Source organism: Myxococcus llanfairpwllgwyngyllgogerychwyrndrobwllllantysiliogogogochensis, from assembly GCF_006636215.1.
Classification (GTDB): domain Bacteria; phylum Myxococcota; class Myxococcia; order Myxococcales; family Myxococcaceae; genus Myxococcus; species Myxococcus llanfairpwllgwyngyllgogerychwyrndrobwllllantysiliogogogochensis.
Genome location: NZ_VIFM01000113.1, coordinates 18648 through 33591, shown reverse-complemented (window position 1 = coordinate 33591; position 14944 = coordinate 18648). Strand labels below are relative to the sequence as shown.

General features: G+C 67.6%; 13 protein-coding genes. 2 read left to right on the top strand and 11 right to left on the bottom strand.

Annotated elements, in window-relative coordinates; all coding sequences use genetic code 11:
* The 3 genes from FJV41_RS25825 to FJV41_RS25815 form a co-directional block, all read right to left on the bottom strand.
* Positions 1 to 1661 (bottom strand): RCC1 domain-containing protein (locus FJV41_RS25825; protein ID WP_368773774.1); only part of this gene is annotated, 1661 nt, incomplete at its 3' end.
* A gap of 200 nt (positions 1662 to 1861) precedes the next feature.
* On the bottom strand, positions 1862 to 2812 hold the full coding sequence (locus tag FJV41_RS25820) for a hypothetical protein (RefSeq protein WP_141645210.1): 951 nt from the start codon (positions 2810 to 2812) through the stop codon (positions 1862 to 1864).
* On the bottom strand, positions 2809 to 3147 hold the full coding sequence (locus FJV41_RS25815; RefSeq protein ID WP_141645209.1) for a PadR family transcriptional regulator: 339 nt from the start codon (positions 3145 to 3147) through the stop codon (positions 2809 to 2811). The genes FJV41_RS25820 and FJV41_RS25815 overlap by 4 nt, the downstream gene beginning before the upstream one ends.
* A 205-nt stretch (positions 3148 to 3352) precedes the next feature.
* Here FJV41_RS25815 and FJV41_RS25810 point away from each other — a divergent pair, with 205 nt between their 5' ends.
* The gene (locus FJV41_RS25810; protein WP_141645208.1) at positions 3353 to 4126 is read left to right on the top strand and encodes an RICIN domain-containing protein; all 774 of its coding nucleotides are present in this window, start codon (positions 3353 to 3355) and stop codon (positions 4124 to 4126) included.
* Between the two features lie 69 nt (positions 4127 to 4195).
* Here FJV41_RS25810 and FJV41_RS25805 read toward each other — a convergent pair whose 3' ends face one another.
* Entirely contained in the window at positions 4196 to 4723 is a 528-nt protein-coding gene (locus FJV41_RS25805) for a DUF6609 family protein (protein ID WP_141645207.1), read from the bottom strand.
* A 78-nt stretch (positions 4724 to 4801) separates the two neighbouring features.
* Entirely contained in the window at positions 4802 to 5698 is an 897-nt protein-coding gene (locus FJV41_RS25800; RefSeq protein WP_141645206.1) for a type VI secretion system accessory protein TagJ, read from the bottom strand.
* 287 nt (positions 5699 to 5985) lie between these two features.
* On the opposite strand from FJV41_RS25800, the gene FJV41_RS25795 reads away from it, so the two are divergent.
* Positions 5986 to 6648 (top strand): START domain-containing protein, encoded by a 663-nt coding sequence (locus tag FJV41_RS25795; RefSeq protein ID WP_217440652.1) that lies wholly within the window; start codon positions 5986 to 5988, stop codon positions 6646 to 6648.
* A 223-nt stretch (positions 6649 to 6871) separates the two neighbouring features.
* Here FJV41_RS25795 and FJV41_RS25790 read toward each other — a convergent pair whose 3' ends face one another.
* The 6 genes from FJV41_RS25790 to FJV41_RS53875 form a co-directional block, all read right to left on the bottom strand.
* A complete protein-coding gene (locus FJV41_RS25790; RefSeq protein WP_141645205.1) occupies positions 6872 to 7495 on the bottom strand; it encodes a hypothetical protein in 624 nt (207 codons plus the stop codon).
* Positions 7496 to 7555: 60 nt separating this feature from the next.
* Positions 7556 to 9133 carry a DUF1501 domain-containing protein gene (locus FJV41_RS52480; RefSeq protein ID WP_181790938.1) on the bottom strand — a complete coding sequence of 526 codons (1578 nt, stop codon included), beginning with the start codon at positions 9131 to 9133 and terminating at the stop codon, positions 7556 to 7558.
* 12 nt (positions 9134 to 9145) lie between these two features.
* Complete coding sequence (locus tag FJV41_RS25780; RefSeq protein WP_141645204.1) at positions 9146 to 10183, bottom strand: hypothetical protein; 1038 nt, start codon at positions 10181 to 10183, stop codon at positions 9146 to 9148.
* Complete coding sequence (locus tag FJV41_RS25775) at positions 10183 to 12003, bottom strand: DUF1549 domain-containing protein (protein WP_246137411.1); 1821 nt, start codon at positions 12001 to 12003, stop codon at positions 10183 to 10185. Before FJV41_RS25775 ends, FJV41_RS25780 begins: the two co-directional genes overlap by 1 nt.
* A 275-nt stretch (positions 12004 to 12278) precedes the next feature.
* Positions 12279 to 14231, bottom strand: coding sequence for an HNH endonuclease family protein (locus FJV41_RS25770; protein WP_141645202.1), 1953 nt, complete (start codon positions 14229 to 14231; stop codon positions 12279 to 12281).
* A gap of 21 nt (positions 14232 to 14252) precedes the next feature.
* Complete coding sequence (locus tag FJV41_RS53875; RefSeq protein ID WP_141645201.1) at positions 14253 to 14906, bottom strand: peptidoglycan-binding domain-containing protein; 654 nt, start codon at positions 14904 to 14906, stop codon at positions 14253 to 14255.
* Between the last annotated feature and the right edge of the window lie 38 nt (positions 14907 to 14944).

The following is a 14944-nucleotide window of genomic DNA, read 5'->3' as shown; positions in this document are numbered from 1 at the left end:
ACCCCGGACAGCCCCGCCACCTGCGCGGGCACCGAACGCGCCGTGGACGTCCCATCGCCCAACTGCCCCTGTGAATTGGCTCCCCAGCTCCACACCGTCCCGTCTGACTTCACCGCCAGGGAATGGCCCGACGCCGACGCGCTGACCACCTGGGTGAGCCCTGGCACCTGGACGGGGCTCGGACGGGACACCGTGGTTCCGTCCCCGAGCTGGCCCGCGCCATTGGCGCCCCAGGCCCACAGGGTGCCATCGCCCTTGATGGCCAGCAGATGACCCGAGCCGCACACGCTCACCACGCCGGTCAGCCCTGTCACGCGCGTGGGCACCGGGCTCAGGGTGGGAATGTCATCCCCCGACTCCCCCAGCCGATCCGAACCCCAGGTCCAGACCGTCCCTCCGTCCCGGACCACCACCGAGTAGTACCCACCCGCGAAGATGGACTCGATGCGAGACAGGCTCAGCACTCGCTTGGGCACCAGCGCCAACAGCGTGCTCCCATCGCCCACCTGTCCCTCGCTGTTGCCACCCCACGCCCACGTCTCTCCATTGGCCTTCATCGCCACGGTGTGCTGGCCACCGCCCGCCGTGATTCCCATCACTCCGCTCAGGCCCCCCAACGCCACGGGCAGCAGGCGCGACACCGTGGTGCCATCCCCCAACTGCGCACGCGTGTTGCTACCCCACGTCCAGACCGTCCCATCCACACCCAGGGCCGCGGAGTGCTGTCCGCCCCCCACCACCGCGGTGAGGCGGGCCAGGCCGGACACGGCGACGGCCACGGGCACGTGGCGCGAGGTCGTGGTGCCGTCCCCCAACTGACCGAAGGCGTTGCTGCCCCACGCCCATGACGTGCCATCCACCTTGAGGGCCAGAGAGTGTGAGCCACCGCCCGAGACGGCCGTCACATCCGCCACTCCCGCGACGAGCGCGGGCATCGAGCGCGACGTCGTGGTGCCATCCCCCAACTGCCCGTCCGCGTTTCCTCCCCAGGCCCACACCGTGCCGTCCGACTTCAATGCGAGGGAGTGCGCATTGCCCGCGGCGATGGCCTTCACCCCACCGAGTCCCTGCACCTGCGCCGGCAGCGGCTGGTTCGCTGTCAGCCCATTGCCGAGCTGCCCCGTGGCGTTGTTGCCCCACGCCCACACCGTGCCGTCCCACTTCACCGCCAGCGAGTGGGAGAAGCCCGCCGCGATGCCCATCACGCCCGTCAGCCCAGGCACGCGCACGGGCACCGCGCGGGAGGTGGTCGTCCCGTCCCCCAACTGGCCCCGGTCGTTGAAGCCCCAGGCCCACACCGTGCCGTCCGCCTTCAAGGCCAGCGAGTGCAGCTCCCCCGTGGCCACGGCGGCGACGTCATTCAGCCCCCAGACCCAGGCGGGCCTCGACGCCGAGCGTGTGGTGCCGTTGCCCAACTGCCCATGTGTATTGCTGCCCCAGGCCCACACCGTGCCGTCGGAGCGCAGCGCGAGCGTGTGCAGCCGCCCGGCGGCCACCGTCCCTTGACCCAACGTCCCCTCCGCGGAGTGGACGACCCCGGGACGCTCGTCCCACTCGCGCCCCTCTTCGGTGGGGCCCGCCGAGCACCCCGTGCCCCACGCGAACCACACACACACCGCGAGCCACCCGAGCCGGCCGGCGCTTGTCGAACTGCTCTTCATGCATGTCCCTTTGAAGGGGCGCCCTCCAGGGGAAGGCGCCTCCGTTCCTGACGACGAGATGACCGAGGGCGGGCGGGAACCCCGGGCAACGACAGACGCCAAGTCGAGGAGGACCGAGTCACGTCACGCGCGCGGCGATGCGCAGCCTATGCGCCATGACAGACGTTGTAGAGGCAGGGTCATTTCCACCCTGCACGTCGTCATCCCTGCATGCCGCGGAGGGATGGAGCTGGGCGAACGGTCCGGAACATCCGGATGCCATAGTGGAGCAGCACGGAGGCGATGATGAGGACCAGGCAGAACCGGACCGTCCGGTCGCTGACCTCCGTGCGGAAGACCGGGCCATCCAGGACGGTCCATGCCATCACCGCGCACGTGAGCAAACTCAGCCCCGTCTCAAGGCGCCGCATGCCCGTGGACCACCGCCCGCTCACGATGACGGCGAGCCACATGGGAACATTGATCAGGAGGAGCACGAGCAACCAGGGCGCCTGGCGCTGACGGAAACCTTCGGCGTAGGTGAGCGCCTCGTACGCCGCGGGAGCTGCCCGGCCCCCGAAGCAGACGTCCAGCACCCAGGTCGGCTCGAGGAGCACGAACACTCCACTCAGGACGCCGACGATGCCCAGGACCATGGCCGCGCGGCCTCCCTGGATTCGATCCTCCGCACGCGGCTTCCACTTCGACGTGTCAGGCCACCGGCGGCGGACCCAGGCAGCGCCGCCGTAGCCCACAACCAGCAATCCAGGCCACCACAAGGACCCCACCACCGTGTGCACCCACCACTGACCGAGCGCCTGGGGCACGTCCCTCCCAGTCTGGAGGGGCTGCCACAGGTGCGTCAGCAGGCCGGCGCACCAGATGAGGGCCAGTCCGATGACGGTCGCCCGCAGGAAGCCGCGCGCATCCGCTGGGTCGATGATGGTCAGCGGGGGGCGGTAGCGCGCCGCCACGACCTCCGGATGGCCGAAGGAATGCAGCAGCTCCGTGGCCATGGCCGCATCGGCGTCGCGTCCATCCGCCAGGGCCCGGGCCTGAAGCTCCTCGGTGAGCAATGCACGCAGTTCGAACGCCACATCGTCGCGTTGCTTGCGTGGCAATCGCACGGCGACATCGGTGATGTAGGACTCAAGCACGTCATTCGCGTTCATTGCCCCTCCTCCAGGAGTTTCTCCATGGCGTCATTCATGCCCTGCCAGGCGTCGGTGAGCTTCTTGAGCAGCTTCCGGCCGTCCGCGTTCAGCGCGTAGTAGCGCCGCGGTGGCCCGTCTTCGATCCTCCACTCGCTCTGCAGGACACCCTGCGTCTCCAGGCGCCGCAGCAAGGGGTACAGCGTGCCCTCTTCAATCGGCATTCCCTTGTCCGCCAATGCCTGTCGCAGCTCGTACCCGTAGCGAGGTGCTCTCAGCTGCGACAGGGTGGCCAACACCACCACCCCACGGCGCAGCTCGAGTTCCAGCTTGCTGAATGACTCCGCCTGACCCATGTGGAACACAGTACTGTGCGGCGCACAGTATCGCAAGGGCACCAGTCCTCCGGGGAGCAGGCGACCTCGTGAGGAAGGGTGCCGAGTGCACGTACCTCCCGGCCAGGTGAATGAAGTTCCCGGGCCTCCGTCATGAAGGACACAGGGCGAGCGGGCGGCGAGAGCGGCCCCTCCGCTGGAGACCTCAAAAACAAGGAGAAGTCCCATGTTGGCGGTTCGGAGTGGCTCCGAGGGTGTTCGTGCGAGTGAAAACCGGTCGTCCGCGAAGGGGAGGGGATGGGCGGCGCTCGCGTTGCTGCTCCTGCCTCTGACGGCGGCGGCGGGGCCTGGGCCGGACTACCGCAGGGACGAGTCGCGCAACCACCCCGGGCCCAACCGCTGCCACGATGCCTCCCAGTGCGATGGCGCACGCACGTGCAGTTCCGCGGGCTGGTGCCAGGGCGAGGCGCGCCCCGCGCCGCCCCCGCCGCCACCCGGGCGTTCGGTCCGAGACCACGACGGACAGGACTGGGACCATGGCCGGGGAGAGGGGCGTCCCCAGCGCAGCACCTTCATCCGCAGCAAGCTCGCGGGGCTCGTCATCGACATCGCGGGCAACAACCGCTCGCCCGGCGCGGGGCTCGTCGCCCACCGGGCCAAGTCCAACCGTGAGGGCAATGACAACCAGAAGTGGGAGCTGGTGCCCACGCGCGGCGGCTACCTCATCCGCAGCCGGCTCAACGGACTCGTGCTCGACGTGGAGGGCGCCAACAAGGCCTCGGGAACACGCGTGGTCACCTGGGAGGCCCACGGACAGCCCCATCAGGTGTGGCAGCTGGTGCCCGGTCGCGTCCGCGGCACCTACTACATCCAGAGCCAGCTCAACGGCCACGTGCTCGACATCGAGGGTGGCAGGGCGGATGGCTCGGGGCGGCTCATCACCTACCCCATGAAGCGCGACAGGGCGGCGGACAACCAGCTCTGGTACCTGGACCTCTGACCCGGCTCAGCTCCGGGTGCTTCGTCGAGTCACCTGGGGCGCCCCGACACATCGTGCCTGTCGTCTGGATCAAACGAATCTGTAACTGACCGCGACCATCAGCGCGCCCGCGCCGATTTTGAGCATCCCGTCGATCGCCCAGGACACGCGGAGGTCGACGGTGGTCGCGCGAAGCCCGATCCAGGCGTTCGTCATGCAGAGGACCGCGAGCAAGGCGCAGATGGGACCGTGGCTGGGTCCGAGGATGAGGAAGTGGGCGCCGACGACGAAGAGCAGCCACATCCAGAAGGGACGTGACTCGGTGTCGGGGAACTTCTGTGCGACGACGCTGACGAGGTAGACCTCGACGAGCATGGCGATGCCGAGCACGGCCCACTGCCAGATGGGCGTGCGCACACCCTCGTCGAAGATGAGGCGGGTGGCACCACCGACGGCCATGATCAGGATGCCAATGGCCGCGCCCGCGAGGAGCCCGCCGAAAGGCCATCTGCCGCGACCGAAGGACCCGACGAGGATGCCGAGCCCGATGGCGACAAGGAATGCGCCGCCGCCGCGCATGAGTGGGAACAACTCGGGCATGTTCGTGAAGAGGTCCACGAGGTCGAGCCTGACAGCCTTGCGTTGGCATGGGAAGGCCCGTCATTGACAGGCATTCGCCCGCACCGAGGTCCCGACTCAGCCGAAGAGTTTCGACCAGAAGGATTTCTTCGCCTGGGGTTGCGGCTTTCCGCTCATGGGCCTGCTCGCATCATCGAAGTCGATCCGGGCCACCTGAAGGAGCCCGACCATCCCCATGCCGCCATCCTCATGTGTCAGCTTGAAGTCTCGCTGGCCGAACGCAACGGCATACCCGTGGGGGTCGTGATGCCACGCGGTCATTTCCCCCAGGCGGATGGGCGCGTGGTCATGCAGGCCTGACCCGGGGTACAGCGAAGGCACGCGGGTTTCGACCTCGCGGCCGTCGAGCGTCTGGAACTGGGCCGGCAGCCAGACGACATCCATTGAGCTTTGCGGCTTTTCGAATTGGATGGAGCGAAGCTCGCTGAAGGGCACGTCCAGCACGGTGCCACCCTGGAAGCAGGGCAGGTGCGGCCCCGTCAGCTCATCCGAGTCGGTCAGGTCGGAGAAGCGCACCCGGACGCCATTGGTCCGCGTCAGCATTCCGGAGGTCTTGGGGGCCGAGCGCGCGCCCTCTTCCAGGGCACGGGCCGCGTCGGAGAACTCGCCCTTCGCATGGCTCACCGCCGCCTGGAGGTAGGCACGTGAGAAGGGCTGTGGTGCCTGCAGCGCCCCGCGCTCCTTGGCCCGCACGGCGTCCTTCCTTCGCAGCGAGTGCAGGCGTTCGAGCTCGGCACAGTGGTGGAGGAAGGTCACCCCTTCGGAGACTTCAGGCTCCAGCTTCTCCAACTCCTCGAGCGCGCGCAGGGCCCCGTCATAGTCCTCCAGGCGCACCCTCACGTTGAACGCCATCAGCAGCCGCTCGCCCGAGGGGGCCTTCGACAACTCCGCGTCAATCAACTGGAGTGCTTCCTGGAAGGAACCCTCCGCGAGGTGTTGCTCAATCTGCTTCATGGCACGTGCCCCCAAGTGCCGCGCGGCGACCCTCGCGCGTCCTCGTGACTCTAAATCGGTTCGGATGGGATGGGTTGGGTTGGCGCCTCCACTCGGATGAATTCGAGCGCTGTCGAGGGCCGCGGGGCCTCGTGGCTGCTCGCATGGCGCTGCCGAGCCGTCATGGCTGGCAGCTTGGAGGCTGCCCTGCCCCCTGACCGGGTGTGCCTCCGCGAATTCGCCGGGGCTCTCGTGTGTCGGAAGCGGACGTGAAGACGCACCGGGCCCGAGTCGCCCAGGAAGAACGCATGAAGATGCTGTGGGGTGGAGCGGCACTTGCCGCCTGTGCGCTGGGGTTCGCCGCGGGGACGTCCCAGGCGGCGGAGGGCTGGAGCACGGTGGCGGAGAAGCCATACGTGGTGAAGGTCCGGGCTCGGCCGGGGACTCAGGCCAAGGACGTCTGGGCGGAGGGCGAGCTGGCCGCGAGCGCCGCGGACGTACAGGCGGTGTTGCGGGATGTGGACGCCTACCGGCACTGGATGCCGTACGTGAAGGAGTCCCGCCTCTTGAAGGAGCTGCCGGACGAGGGGCAGCTCACCTACACGAGGCTGGACCTGCCGGTGGTGTCCGCGCGGGACTACATCAGCAACGTGGTGCTGGAGTCCAAGCTGGTGGAGGACGGCTCGGGCGTGTTCGCGCAGAGGTGGCAGGCGGAGCCGGACGCCATTCCCCAGCGGCGTGGCACGGTGCGCATCCGGCTCAATGAAGGAAGCTGGCGCGTGGAGCCTCGTGGCGAGGACAAGTCCCATGCCGTGTATCGCTTCACCGTGGACCCGGCCGGCTCCATCCCTGGCTTCCTGGCGCGCATGGGCCAGAAGGACGCGGTGGAGGACACGTTTCGCGCGGTGGAGAAGCGGGCGCGGCAGCACGCCGAGTCGCGCCAGCAGGAAAGCAACGCCCACCGCGATTGACGTACGGCTTGTTGAGTGGGGCGATGAAGCGCGCCCTGGACCTTGCGCGTTCCGCGCTCGCAGGCATCGAGCGCCCTGACACTGGGACGAGGCGCAGTGAGAGAGTCCCTGCTTCGGTGGACACTGACGAAGAGGCGGATACGGTGTCCGTCGAGGGCTTCTACAACCGGCAACGTATTCACCCTGACGAGAAAGTGGAGATGGGGGCGGAGCCGTCGCCGGGTCAAAGGCCTTCAGGCATCAAGCCGTGCTGAGCCACGACCTCACGAATTCGCGCCTCATCCTTCAGGACGATGCGGTAGAGCGCCCGGTAGTGGTCGTTCGCCCAGAAGTCGAACACGCTCCTCGCTGCTTCCTTCCCGGTGACGCGTTGGAGGGCGGCGTACTCCAGGTAATTGACGAGGACGTGGAGATAGGACGACTCCACCTCCTCGGCTCCCTCGGGGAAGCCTGTCGGGAGGGTTGGATACAGCGAGTGCAGGGCGGCCATCGCCCGCTCGGTCTTCGTTTTGTTCGCGTCGAGGAACCAGTGCATCTGCTCGTGCACGAAGGTCGAGAGCAGATGCATGTCATTGCCGAGGTGTCGCGCGTGAAGCGTCAACACGGGGTGGCTGTGCGGAATGGACCTCTCATCGATTCGAACCGCGGTCGTATAAATCCACGGGTCGACCTCGAACCTCTCCATCAAGCGGCGGAGTTGCTCGCGTGTCTTCTGCTCAGGCACGGAGTCGTTTGCCAGGATGATTTCAAGTCGAGGGGAAGCCGTGCGCCTTTCTGAAGGGGCAACCGAGGGCGAGGTCTGACATGCAAGGGTGAGGCTCACTGACAGCATCAGAAGCGCGCGCATGAGTGCGCCCTAGCATACGCCTTGATGGCGCATCGAGGGGATGACGCGGCAGGCCAGCCGCTACCCCTTCCGGAGTCCCACGACCTCGCCGTAGCCACCGGGGATGAAGAACTCGTTCGGCTCCATGCCCATGATGCGCAGCGCGGTGGTGACGACGTCCGCGGACCGGGGGACGCGCTTCTGGGTCTGCCCCGTCTCCTCGATGATGTCCACCGGGACGCCGAGCCCGCGCGTCGTGTACGTGCCCACCTGCCGGTTCGCGGCCACGTTTCCCCCCGCGAAGAAGACCGAGGTGTAGGGGTGGTGGTCATCCGGCAGGTTGTAGCTGCCGTCATTCGCGCGGGAGGCCCAACTCCGGCCGAACTCGCTCATCACCAGCACCAGGGTGTCATCGAGCAGCGTCTTGCCCGGCTTGCCCGGAGCGGGCGTGGCCTTCATCTCGCCCAGGAAGCGCGCGACACAATCCATCAGCCCGCGACCATGCGCGCAACTGAAGGCATGGCCCGCGCCGCTGTGCGTGTCGAAGTCCATGCGCAGCGAGACATGCACTGACGTGCACAGGTCCGACTTGAGCAACCGCAGCGCCATGTCCATGCGCGGGTCCAACCCGGTGAGGTGGAAGTTCGCGTTGCCGAACGTGTAGGTGAACGTCTCGTTCAGGTAGCTCGACAGGTACGCGGGCCGGTTCGTCTTCAGCGTGTCGATGCCCTTGGTGCCCTCCAGCAGGGACACCACGTCCGTCGCCAGCACGCGGGAGACGGACGACAGCGAGCCATGCAGGCCCTCCAGATAGTTGTCCACCTTCGCCGTCGAGCGGCCCAGGAGCGGCTGCGCACGCGCCAGGGAGTAGCGCTCCACCGTCGTCGTCTTCAGTTGGGCCCCGGTGGGCGCGCCCCGCGCATCCAGCTCCGCGCCCTCGGTGCGCGCCTCCAGCCCCGACCACCAGGCGTTGTCCGCGGCCTTTCCGGAGAGCATCGGCTTGAGCGCATCGATGGACGGCACACCGACCGGCGAGGCGTGAGAGGGCAACCCCATGCCAGAGGGAACGCCCCGGTCTCCAGCGACGACCACGAACGGCAGCGGCCGGGTCTCCCGGTGCCGCGCATACAGGTGGTTCGCGATGACCGAGTGCATCGCGGGCGCCCGATAGTCCGCGCCCGCGACGCCGCACATCGCGGAGATGAAGGCGCTCGCGTGGTCATTGGTCCCCTGGTCGATGCCATGCAGCACGCTCAACTGCTCATGCAGCGCGAAGTGCTGGTAGCCGTACATGAGCGGGCTGAACGCGCCGCGCGCCGCCGGGTCCTGCGGATTCCAGGACTGCCACGTCCGCAGCGGCTTGTACGCGCCGTTGGCGGGCGCCAGGTTCACCACCTTGCTCGCGTCGTAGAAGACCGGCTCGCTGCTGAAGTTGGAGGACCCCGGGACGCAGAGCGGAATCTCCGAGTCCTCCATCGGCGTGAAGCAATACGCCGGTCGGAAGCCGCCCGGGACGTAGAGCACCACCAGTCGTGAAGGGACGTCGGCGTCCGCGGCGTGCGCGAGGCCAGCGCCGAGGAGCCCCGCGCGGTCGAGGAGGGCGAACTGACCGGCTCCGAGGGCCCACTTGAGCAACGTGCGTCGAGAAGTGTTCGGCATGGCGTCCTCGGCTCAGTAGGTGATCCACAGCGGGTGACGGATGAGCGCCGCGCACGTGCCAACCCAGGCCAGGCGCGCGCTCTGCGCTTCGAGCGGGAGGTAGACCTGCTCATACAGCGCCTTCAGCTCCGCGTCGTCGGGCGGCTGGCCCAGCATGCGCAGATAGAGGTTGCGCAGGTTCTTCTGCACCGCGTCCGGGTTCTTCGTGGACGTGTCCGCGAGCGTCACGAAGCGCAGCACCGCCTTGTTGTTGGGCTTGTCCACCGCGCGCCCACACCAGGCCTGGGACACCTGGACCAGGGCCTGTCCGGCGGAGGGGCCGAAGGTCGTGTCCTTCTTGCGGTACGCCAGGGAGTTGCCGCCTCCGAGCGCCTCGAACCGCTCGACGGTGCGCAGGTCGGAGACGTACTCGCCCGAGATGCCGGGAGACCAGTCACCAGGCCAGATGAAGAACTTGCCCCAGTTCACGACGTACGCCCGGTTGCGCCAGTCGGGGTTGCTCGTGCTGACGAAGTCCTCGAGCGTGAGCCCGAGCTGGTCCATCAGGCTCACCACCATCTCCTCGGCGGACAGCCGGCGGACGCGGAACTCCTCGGGTGACGGCGTCTCCAATTGCGCGGGGGGCGCCTTCAGGTCGCGAATCCACGCCTCCACCTGGGAGATGGTCATCGTGACGCGGCCGCTGGCGACGAGCTGCTCGTAGGGCTGGCCCGGAGGCATCTGGGCGTAGCTGCCAGGCGCGGTGCCCTTGAGCATCTGGACCAGGACGCTGCCCTCCGGGTCTCCGCGCTTCACGAACCGCTCGTTGTAGACGAGCCCGCTCTCGAACGCGGCGAGCGAGGCGAAGAAGGGCTTGTTGCCGTTGACGTGGCAGCCCTCACACGCGGGAGCGAGCGCGAGGCGGACCGCGTCGTTGTCGCTCGACGCCGCGCAGGTGTCGCCCCCGTCCGGCGTGCCATCGCCCCCCTGCGGGTGCGAGACATCCCCGAAACAAGCCCCCAGGCCGAACGCGAGCGCGACGGCCCCCAGCAACGAACGCAGTGTGCGCATCACAGGCCCCTCCGCAGCTCGGACTGTTCGAAGAGATGGCGGATGAAGGGCCGCAGCTTGCGCTCCCCCGCGACGAACTCCCGCGCGAGCTTGTCGATGAAGCCCTTCTCCGTGGCCGGATTCAGCTCCCGGCCAATGAACATCGCGTAGAGCTTGCGCGCCGCGCAGCGGTCGAACTCACCGGAGCGCACCAGCAGCTTGCCGAAGCCCAGCGGGCCCATGGTGCCATCGCCATGTTCGCCCAGCAGCGTGTACGACTCCGGCATCGTGTCGAGCAGCACCGCCTCCGGATTCGCCGTGAGCTCCTCCGGAGTGACGGGCGTCAGCACCGTGTTGGGCGCGAAGGCGTTCTTCCAGCGCAGGCCCGGCGCATTGCCGATGTGTGGATACTTCCCGGACAGCCACTCCGCGGTGATGCGCTGGTTGCCAATGCCCCCGATGAAGGGCCACGGAACGTAGTAGCTCGGGAACGGCGTGAAGTCCCAGCGCTTGAACGCGATGGCCGCGGGGTCCAGCGTCTTGTGGCAGTGCAGGCACGTTCCGCCCGTCGCCGGGTCTATCTCCAGCGGCGGGAAGTGCACGTCCGCGGGAGGCGGCGAGAAGTTCTGGCAGGCGAAGATCTCCAGGAAACGCGCGGCCCGGACGCGCTCGCGCGGAAACGACGACATGGACCCCATCATGGTGAGCACCCCGGCGGCGGGCAGGCCCAGGGGCGCGTCCTTCGTCTTGCGCGGGTCGAAGCGATAGGTGCGGTCCATGCTGCCGGAGCGGGTTTTGTCGGGGGTGAGCGAGAGGTGGTAGGGCTCCAGCTCCTCCACCACGAACTCCCGCCACGCCTGCGGATCATCCGGCGTCGGGTGCATCGGGTCGCGCGGGGCATTGCCCACGTCCGGCCGCCACCACGTGCTGTTCTGGTCCACCACGTCGCTGCCCATCTGCCGGCCGAAGCGGATGTACAGCGCGCGCAGCCAGTTGGTTCCGACCGAGTAGTTGCCGACGACCAGGTCCGAGAGCGGCCGGTCATGCCACGCCAGGTGCGCGAACAGGCGCGCGGGCTCCTCGTAGGGGTGGCGGCGCTGCCCATTGAGGGTGGAGGTGCTCGCGGAGCCCAGGCCGGCGAGCGGCGAGCACCACATCAGATTCGGTCCGCATCCACAGCCCCGAGGCAGTCCGGGGTCGTAGTAGCCGCCGCTCGCGATGCCACAGTCCCAGGTCTTCCCGGTGGTGGTGTCGACGACCTGCTTGATGTCGGAGCCCGCCTTGCCCAGCACCTGGACCGTGGTGCCTGGCGCCCACCAGGGCTCGACGGTGCGCGCTTCCGGCACGGCGGGGTTCCCGCCACCGTCTTTGTCGGAGCACTGCTGGCCCGGGTCCCCCGAGGCGAACTCGTTCACCGCGTAGAGCGCGCCCGGGTGCAGGGTGTTGTCGGCGCACCGGTGCAGGTGTCCGGACATGTCGCCCTGATACGCGTCGCCGGTGGCGCCCGTGGTGTAGGCGCCCACGGCGATCCACTCGTGTCCGAAGCGCAGCATCCGCTCATAGAACTTCGGAGAGGCGAGCACCTCGTCGAGCGTCGAGCGGAGCAGCGAGGCCCGCGCCTCGGGCGAGGCCGCGGCCGCCATGGACTCGTACTGCTCCAGGGTCGGAGTCGTCCCCGTGAGTCCGAGCACGATGCGCCGCAGCAGGCGCGTGTCGCTCAGCTGGTCCTCGGGTGGATCGACCGGCGACGTCGGCCCGGGTCCACATTGCTGCGCGTGCGCGTCGGGCACGACGAGCCCGGACATCGCGAACAGCACGACCGCGAGGGCCGCGCTCTTCAAGTGCAGGTGCCAGTGCATACATGCGACAGTAGCATCAGGCGACGTGACAAGGCACGAGAGGAAATGTCTGTCATTTCGCGAGAATGAGGGGTGGACTCCCCTCCACACCTGACTGTCTTTTGTTCAGACGGCGGCCGTGACTCGAGGCCACGGTGGGGTGGACTCCCCTCTACACCGCCTCGGTGACGGATTCTCCCGGGCGTCCGAGGGCGCCTTCAGGAGCGCCCCATGCCGCGCCGCTCCATCCCTGGCGCCGCCCCCGTGGACGCTCGGCGCTAGCCAACGATTCGGATGAGGGAAATGGCCACGAGCGGGGCGTGGGTGGGCGTGGGTTTGCCCGCCACGTGGTCCCTGACGTGCTGAATCATGGCTTGAATGGCTTGCTTCAATGGATTCGCGCGGGTCTCCACCGTCTTGTTGTAGAGGCTGTTGAGCCGATACCTCACCACCACATCCGTGAAGCGGTTGTAGAGCTCGACGAAGTTGTCGTGGGCTTCTTCCATGAAGTCTTTCACGAAGGTGGAGATGTGCGCCTTCCCGAGCGTGTGGTCCACCCGCTCGACGAAGAAGGAATGCATCTTCAGCCAATGGGCCATGGGGTCGCTGTGCGCCTTCTTCGTGTCCGCGTCCTTGATGCAAAGCGCATAGAACGCCGGGATGTCCACTCGGAGCAGCTTGCTTCCCTGCGTGACGAGCTTGAGGGCCGTGGCGAGGTCCGTGGAGGCGAGCAGTTCCTTGAAGAGGGGGGTGAGCGACTCCGTCACCTTCTGGAGGCAGGCCAGCAGGAGCGGCTCCTCGCTTGCGTCCTCGATGCCCCGGGCGAACTGCTCCTGGTAGTTCTCCACCTCCTCCTTGAGGAAGCCATGCCGCATCACGGCCTCTTGGGTCTTGAAGGCCTTGGCGCGGTGGTGGACCTCCTTCCATGCCGCCTCGTAGTCCTCGATGAGCGTGTTCAACTCGCCGTGCAGCGCCACCCGCATGGCGCTCTGGTCCGCCTTCTCCTCGGTTCCCACGGTCCAGCGGTCCTTGCAGTAGTGCGCGACGATCTGGCGGTAGTCCTGCGTCTGTCCTTCGAGCGTCGTGGACAGGCTCGCCGGAAGCCGAGGCGCCAGGCTGTGGGTGGCGCCGATGTTCGCGCTCCCTCCCGAGGCTTGCGTCGTGGCTTGCAGGGTCACCGCGGCGCGCACGCGCTCGAACTCCTGGATGCTCCAGGTGACGATGGCATCCAGGGAGAGCGCCGTGTACTCAGCCCAGGGCTGGATGCTCGCGACGAGCCTGCCGAAGGCCAGCACGGCCTCCTTGCTGGCCTTGTTGCTCCCGGCGGCCGTCGCGGCCTGCGCGAGCACGTTGGCGAGCGGGTCTGAGCGAGGAACCAGGGTGTCCTTCTGCTTGTCGCACAGGGCTCCGAACTGGACGAACTGCTGGAGTGCCGGCAGGTCGCCGAGGATGGGTATCAGGAGCAGGTGCAGGCTCAGGAGGTGCCGGGCGCGCGCCTCGACGAGCGCCGGCCGATTCAATCCCAGGACCTCGATGGTCTTGGCCGTGCGACCGTAGGCGAGCGCCTTGTCGCCCTGGAGCAGATTGATGATCGGGCTGGGCATGGCCTGCCCGTTGCGAACATCGAAGCGGATGAGGGCGCGCGGTTCGTCGACTCCAGGGTCGATGAGGATGGCCTGCTCGAGGAGGTTGGGATTCGCGGGGCTCTGTCGCTTCTCCGCGACGGTGGGAACCTTCAGGGGGCCCACGCCCAGGTACTGTTGCTCGGCGGCGGTGGCGGTGAGGCTGGGCAAGAGGCCGAAATAGTTCTTCTTGTACTGCTCGTTGCAGACGCCACAGGAGAGGAAGAGGTTGTTCCAATCGAAGGCGCGCCAGAAATACGCGTCGGCGATGGTCGCCATCTTGCCTGTCTTGTCGAAGAAGGTGACGCCCTTCTTGGGACGGAAGTGCTCCACGTCGCCGTAGTGGCTGTGGATGATGCGCGTCTCGCAATACGCGCACTTCCCGTAGTGACAGGCGACGAGCTGGGCCTTGACCTCATTGGGCGCATAGCTCTTCGAGCTGATCTCCAGTTTCGCGAGGTACTCCTCCTGGTTCTTCGAGATCTGGCTCGCGGAGAGTCCGGTGCTCGCGAACTGATTGTATTCGAGCAGCCACGCGGCGGCCTGCTTCGCGGTCTCCACCAGCTTCGCGGGTGGGGGGCCCTTCTGGGCCGCTGAGATTTGAATCATGGAGAGGGTCTCGGTGGGGGCTCAGCGCCCGTGGCGCGCGAGGAGTGTCTCGCGGGTGCGTGCGTCCAGCTCACCCGTGGTGGGAAGTCCCTGCTGCTCCTGGAAGCGGCGCAGCGCTCCCTCCAACACGTCCGCGGGAGGGTTGTCGATGGGGCCGTCATGAAGGCCCAGGTTGCGCAGGCGGGTGAGCGTCCCATGGGGAGTCTCCACGGGCGCGAGCATCCTCAGGTCCAGCTCATAGGTGAGCAGGAAGGGCTCCTCGCCCAGGTATACCGTGGCGCGGGGCGCATCAGGGCGGATGAAACACTCCACGAGCCCCCGGTCCGTGGTCTTTCCCTGGAGCTCCTTTCCCTCCACCACGACGGTGAAGGGCGTGCGAGGCATCGGTTGGCCAAAGACGAGGGGAAGAAATCGCAGCACCGAGGGCACGCCCCGGCGGGTGAACTTGTGCACGGCCCCGGTCCTGACGGTGACCTTCTTCTCGCGGAACGGAGGGATGTAGAGCACGTCTCCCTCCGCGAGCGCGTTGGGGTCACGCCCCTCCTTCCGGAGGGGTTCATTCTCGGCGTGATTCCAGAGCGTCCTGCCCACGTGCCCGGATTCGTAGGCAATGCTTTCGACGCTCTCCCCCTCGCGCACGGTGTGGTGCGTGCCCGGATTCAATCGGTTCACCATGAATCATCCAGACTGCACGTGACGTGCCTTGCTCGGGC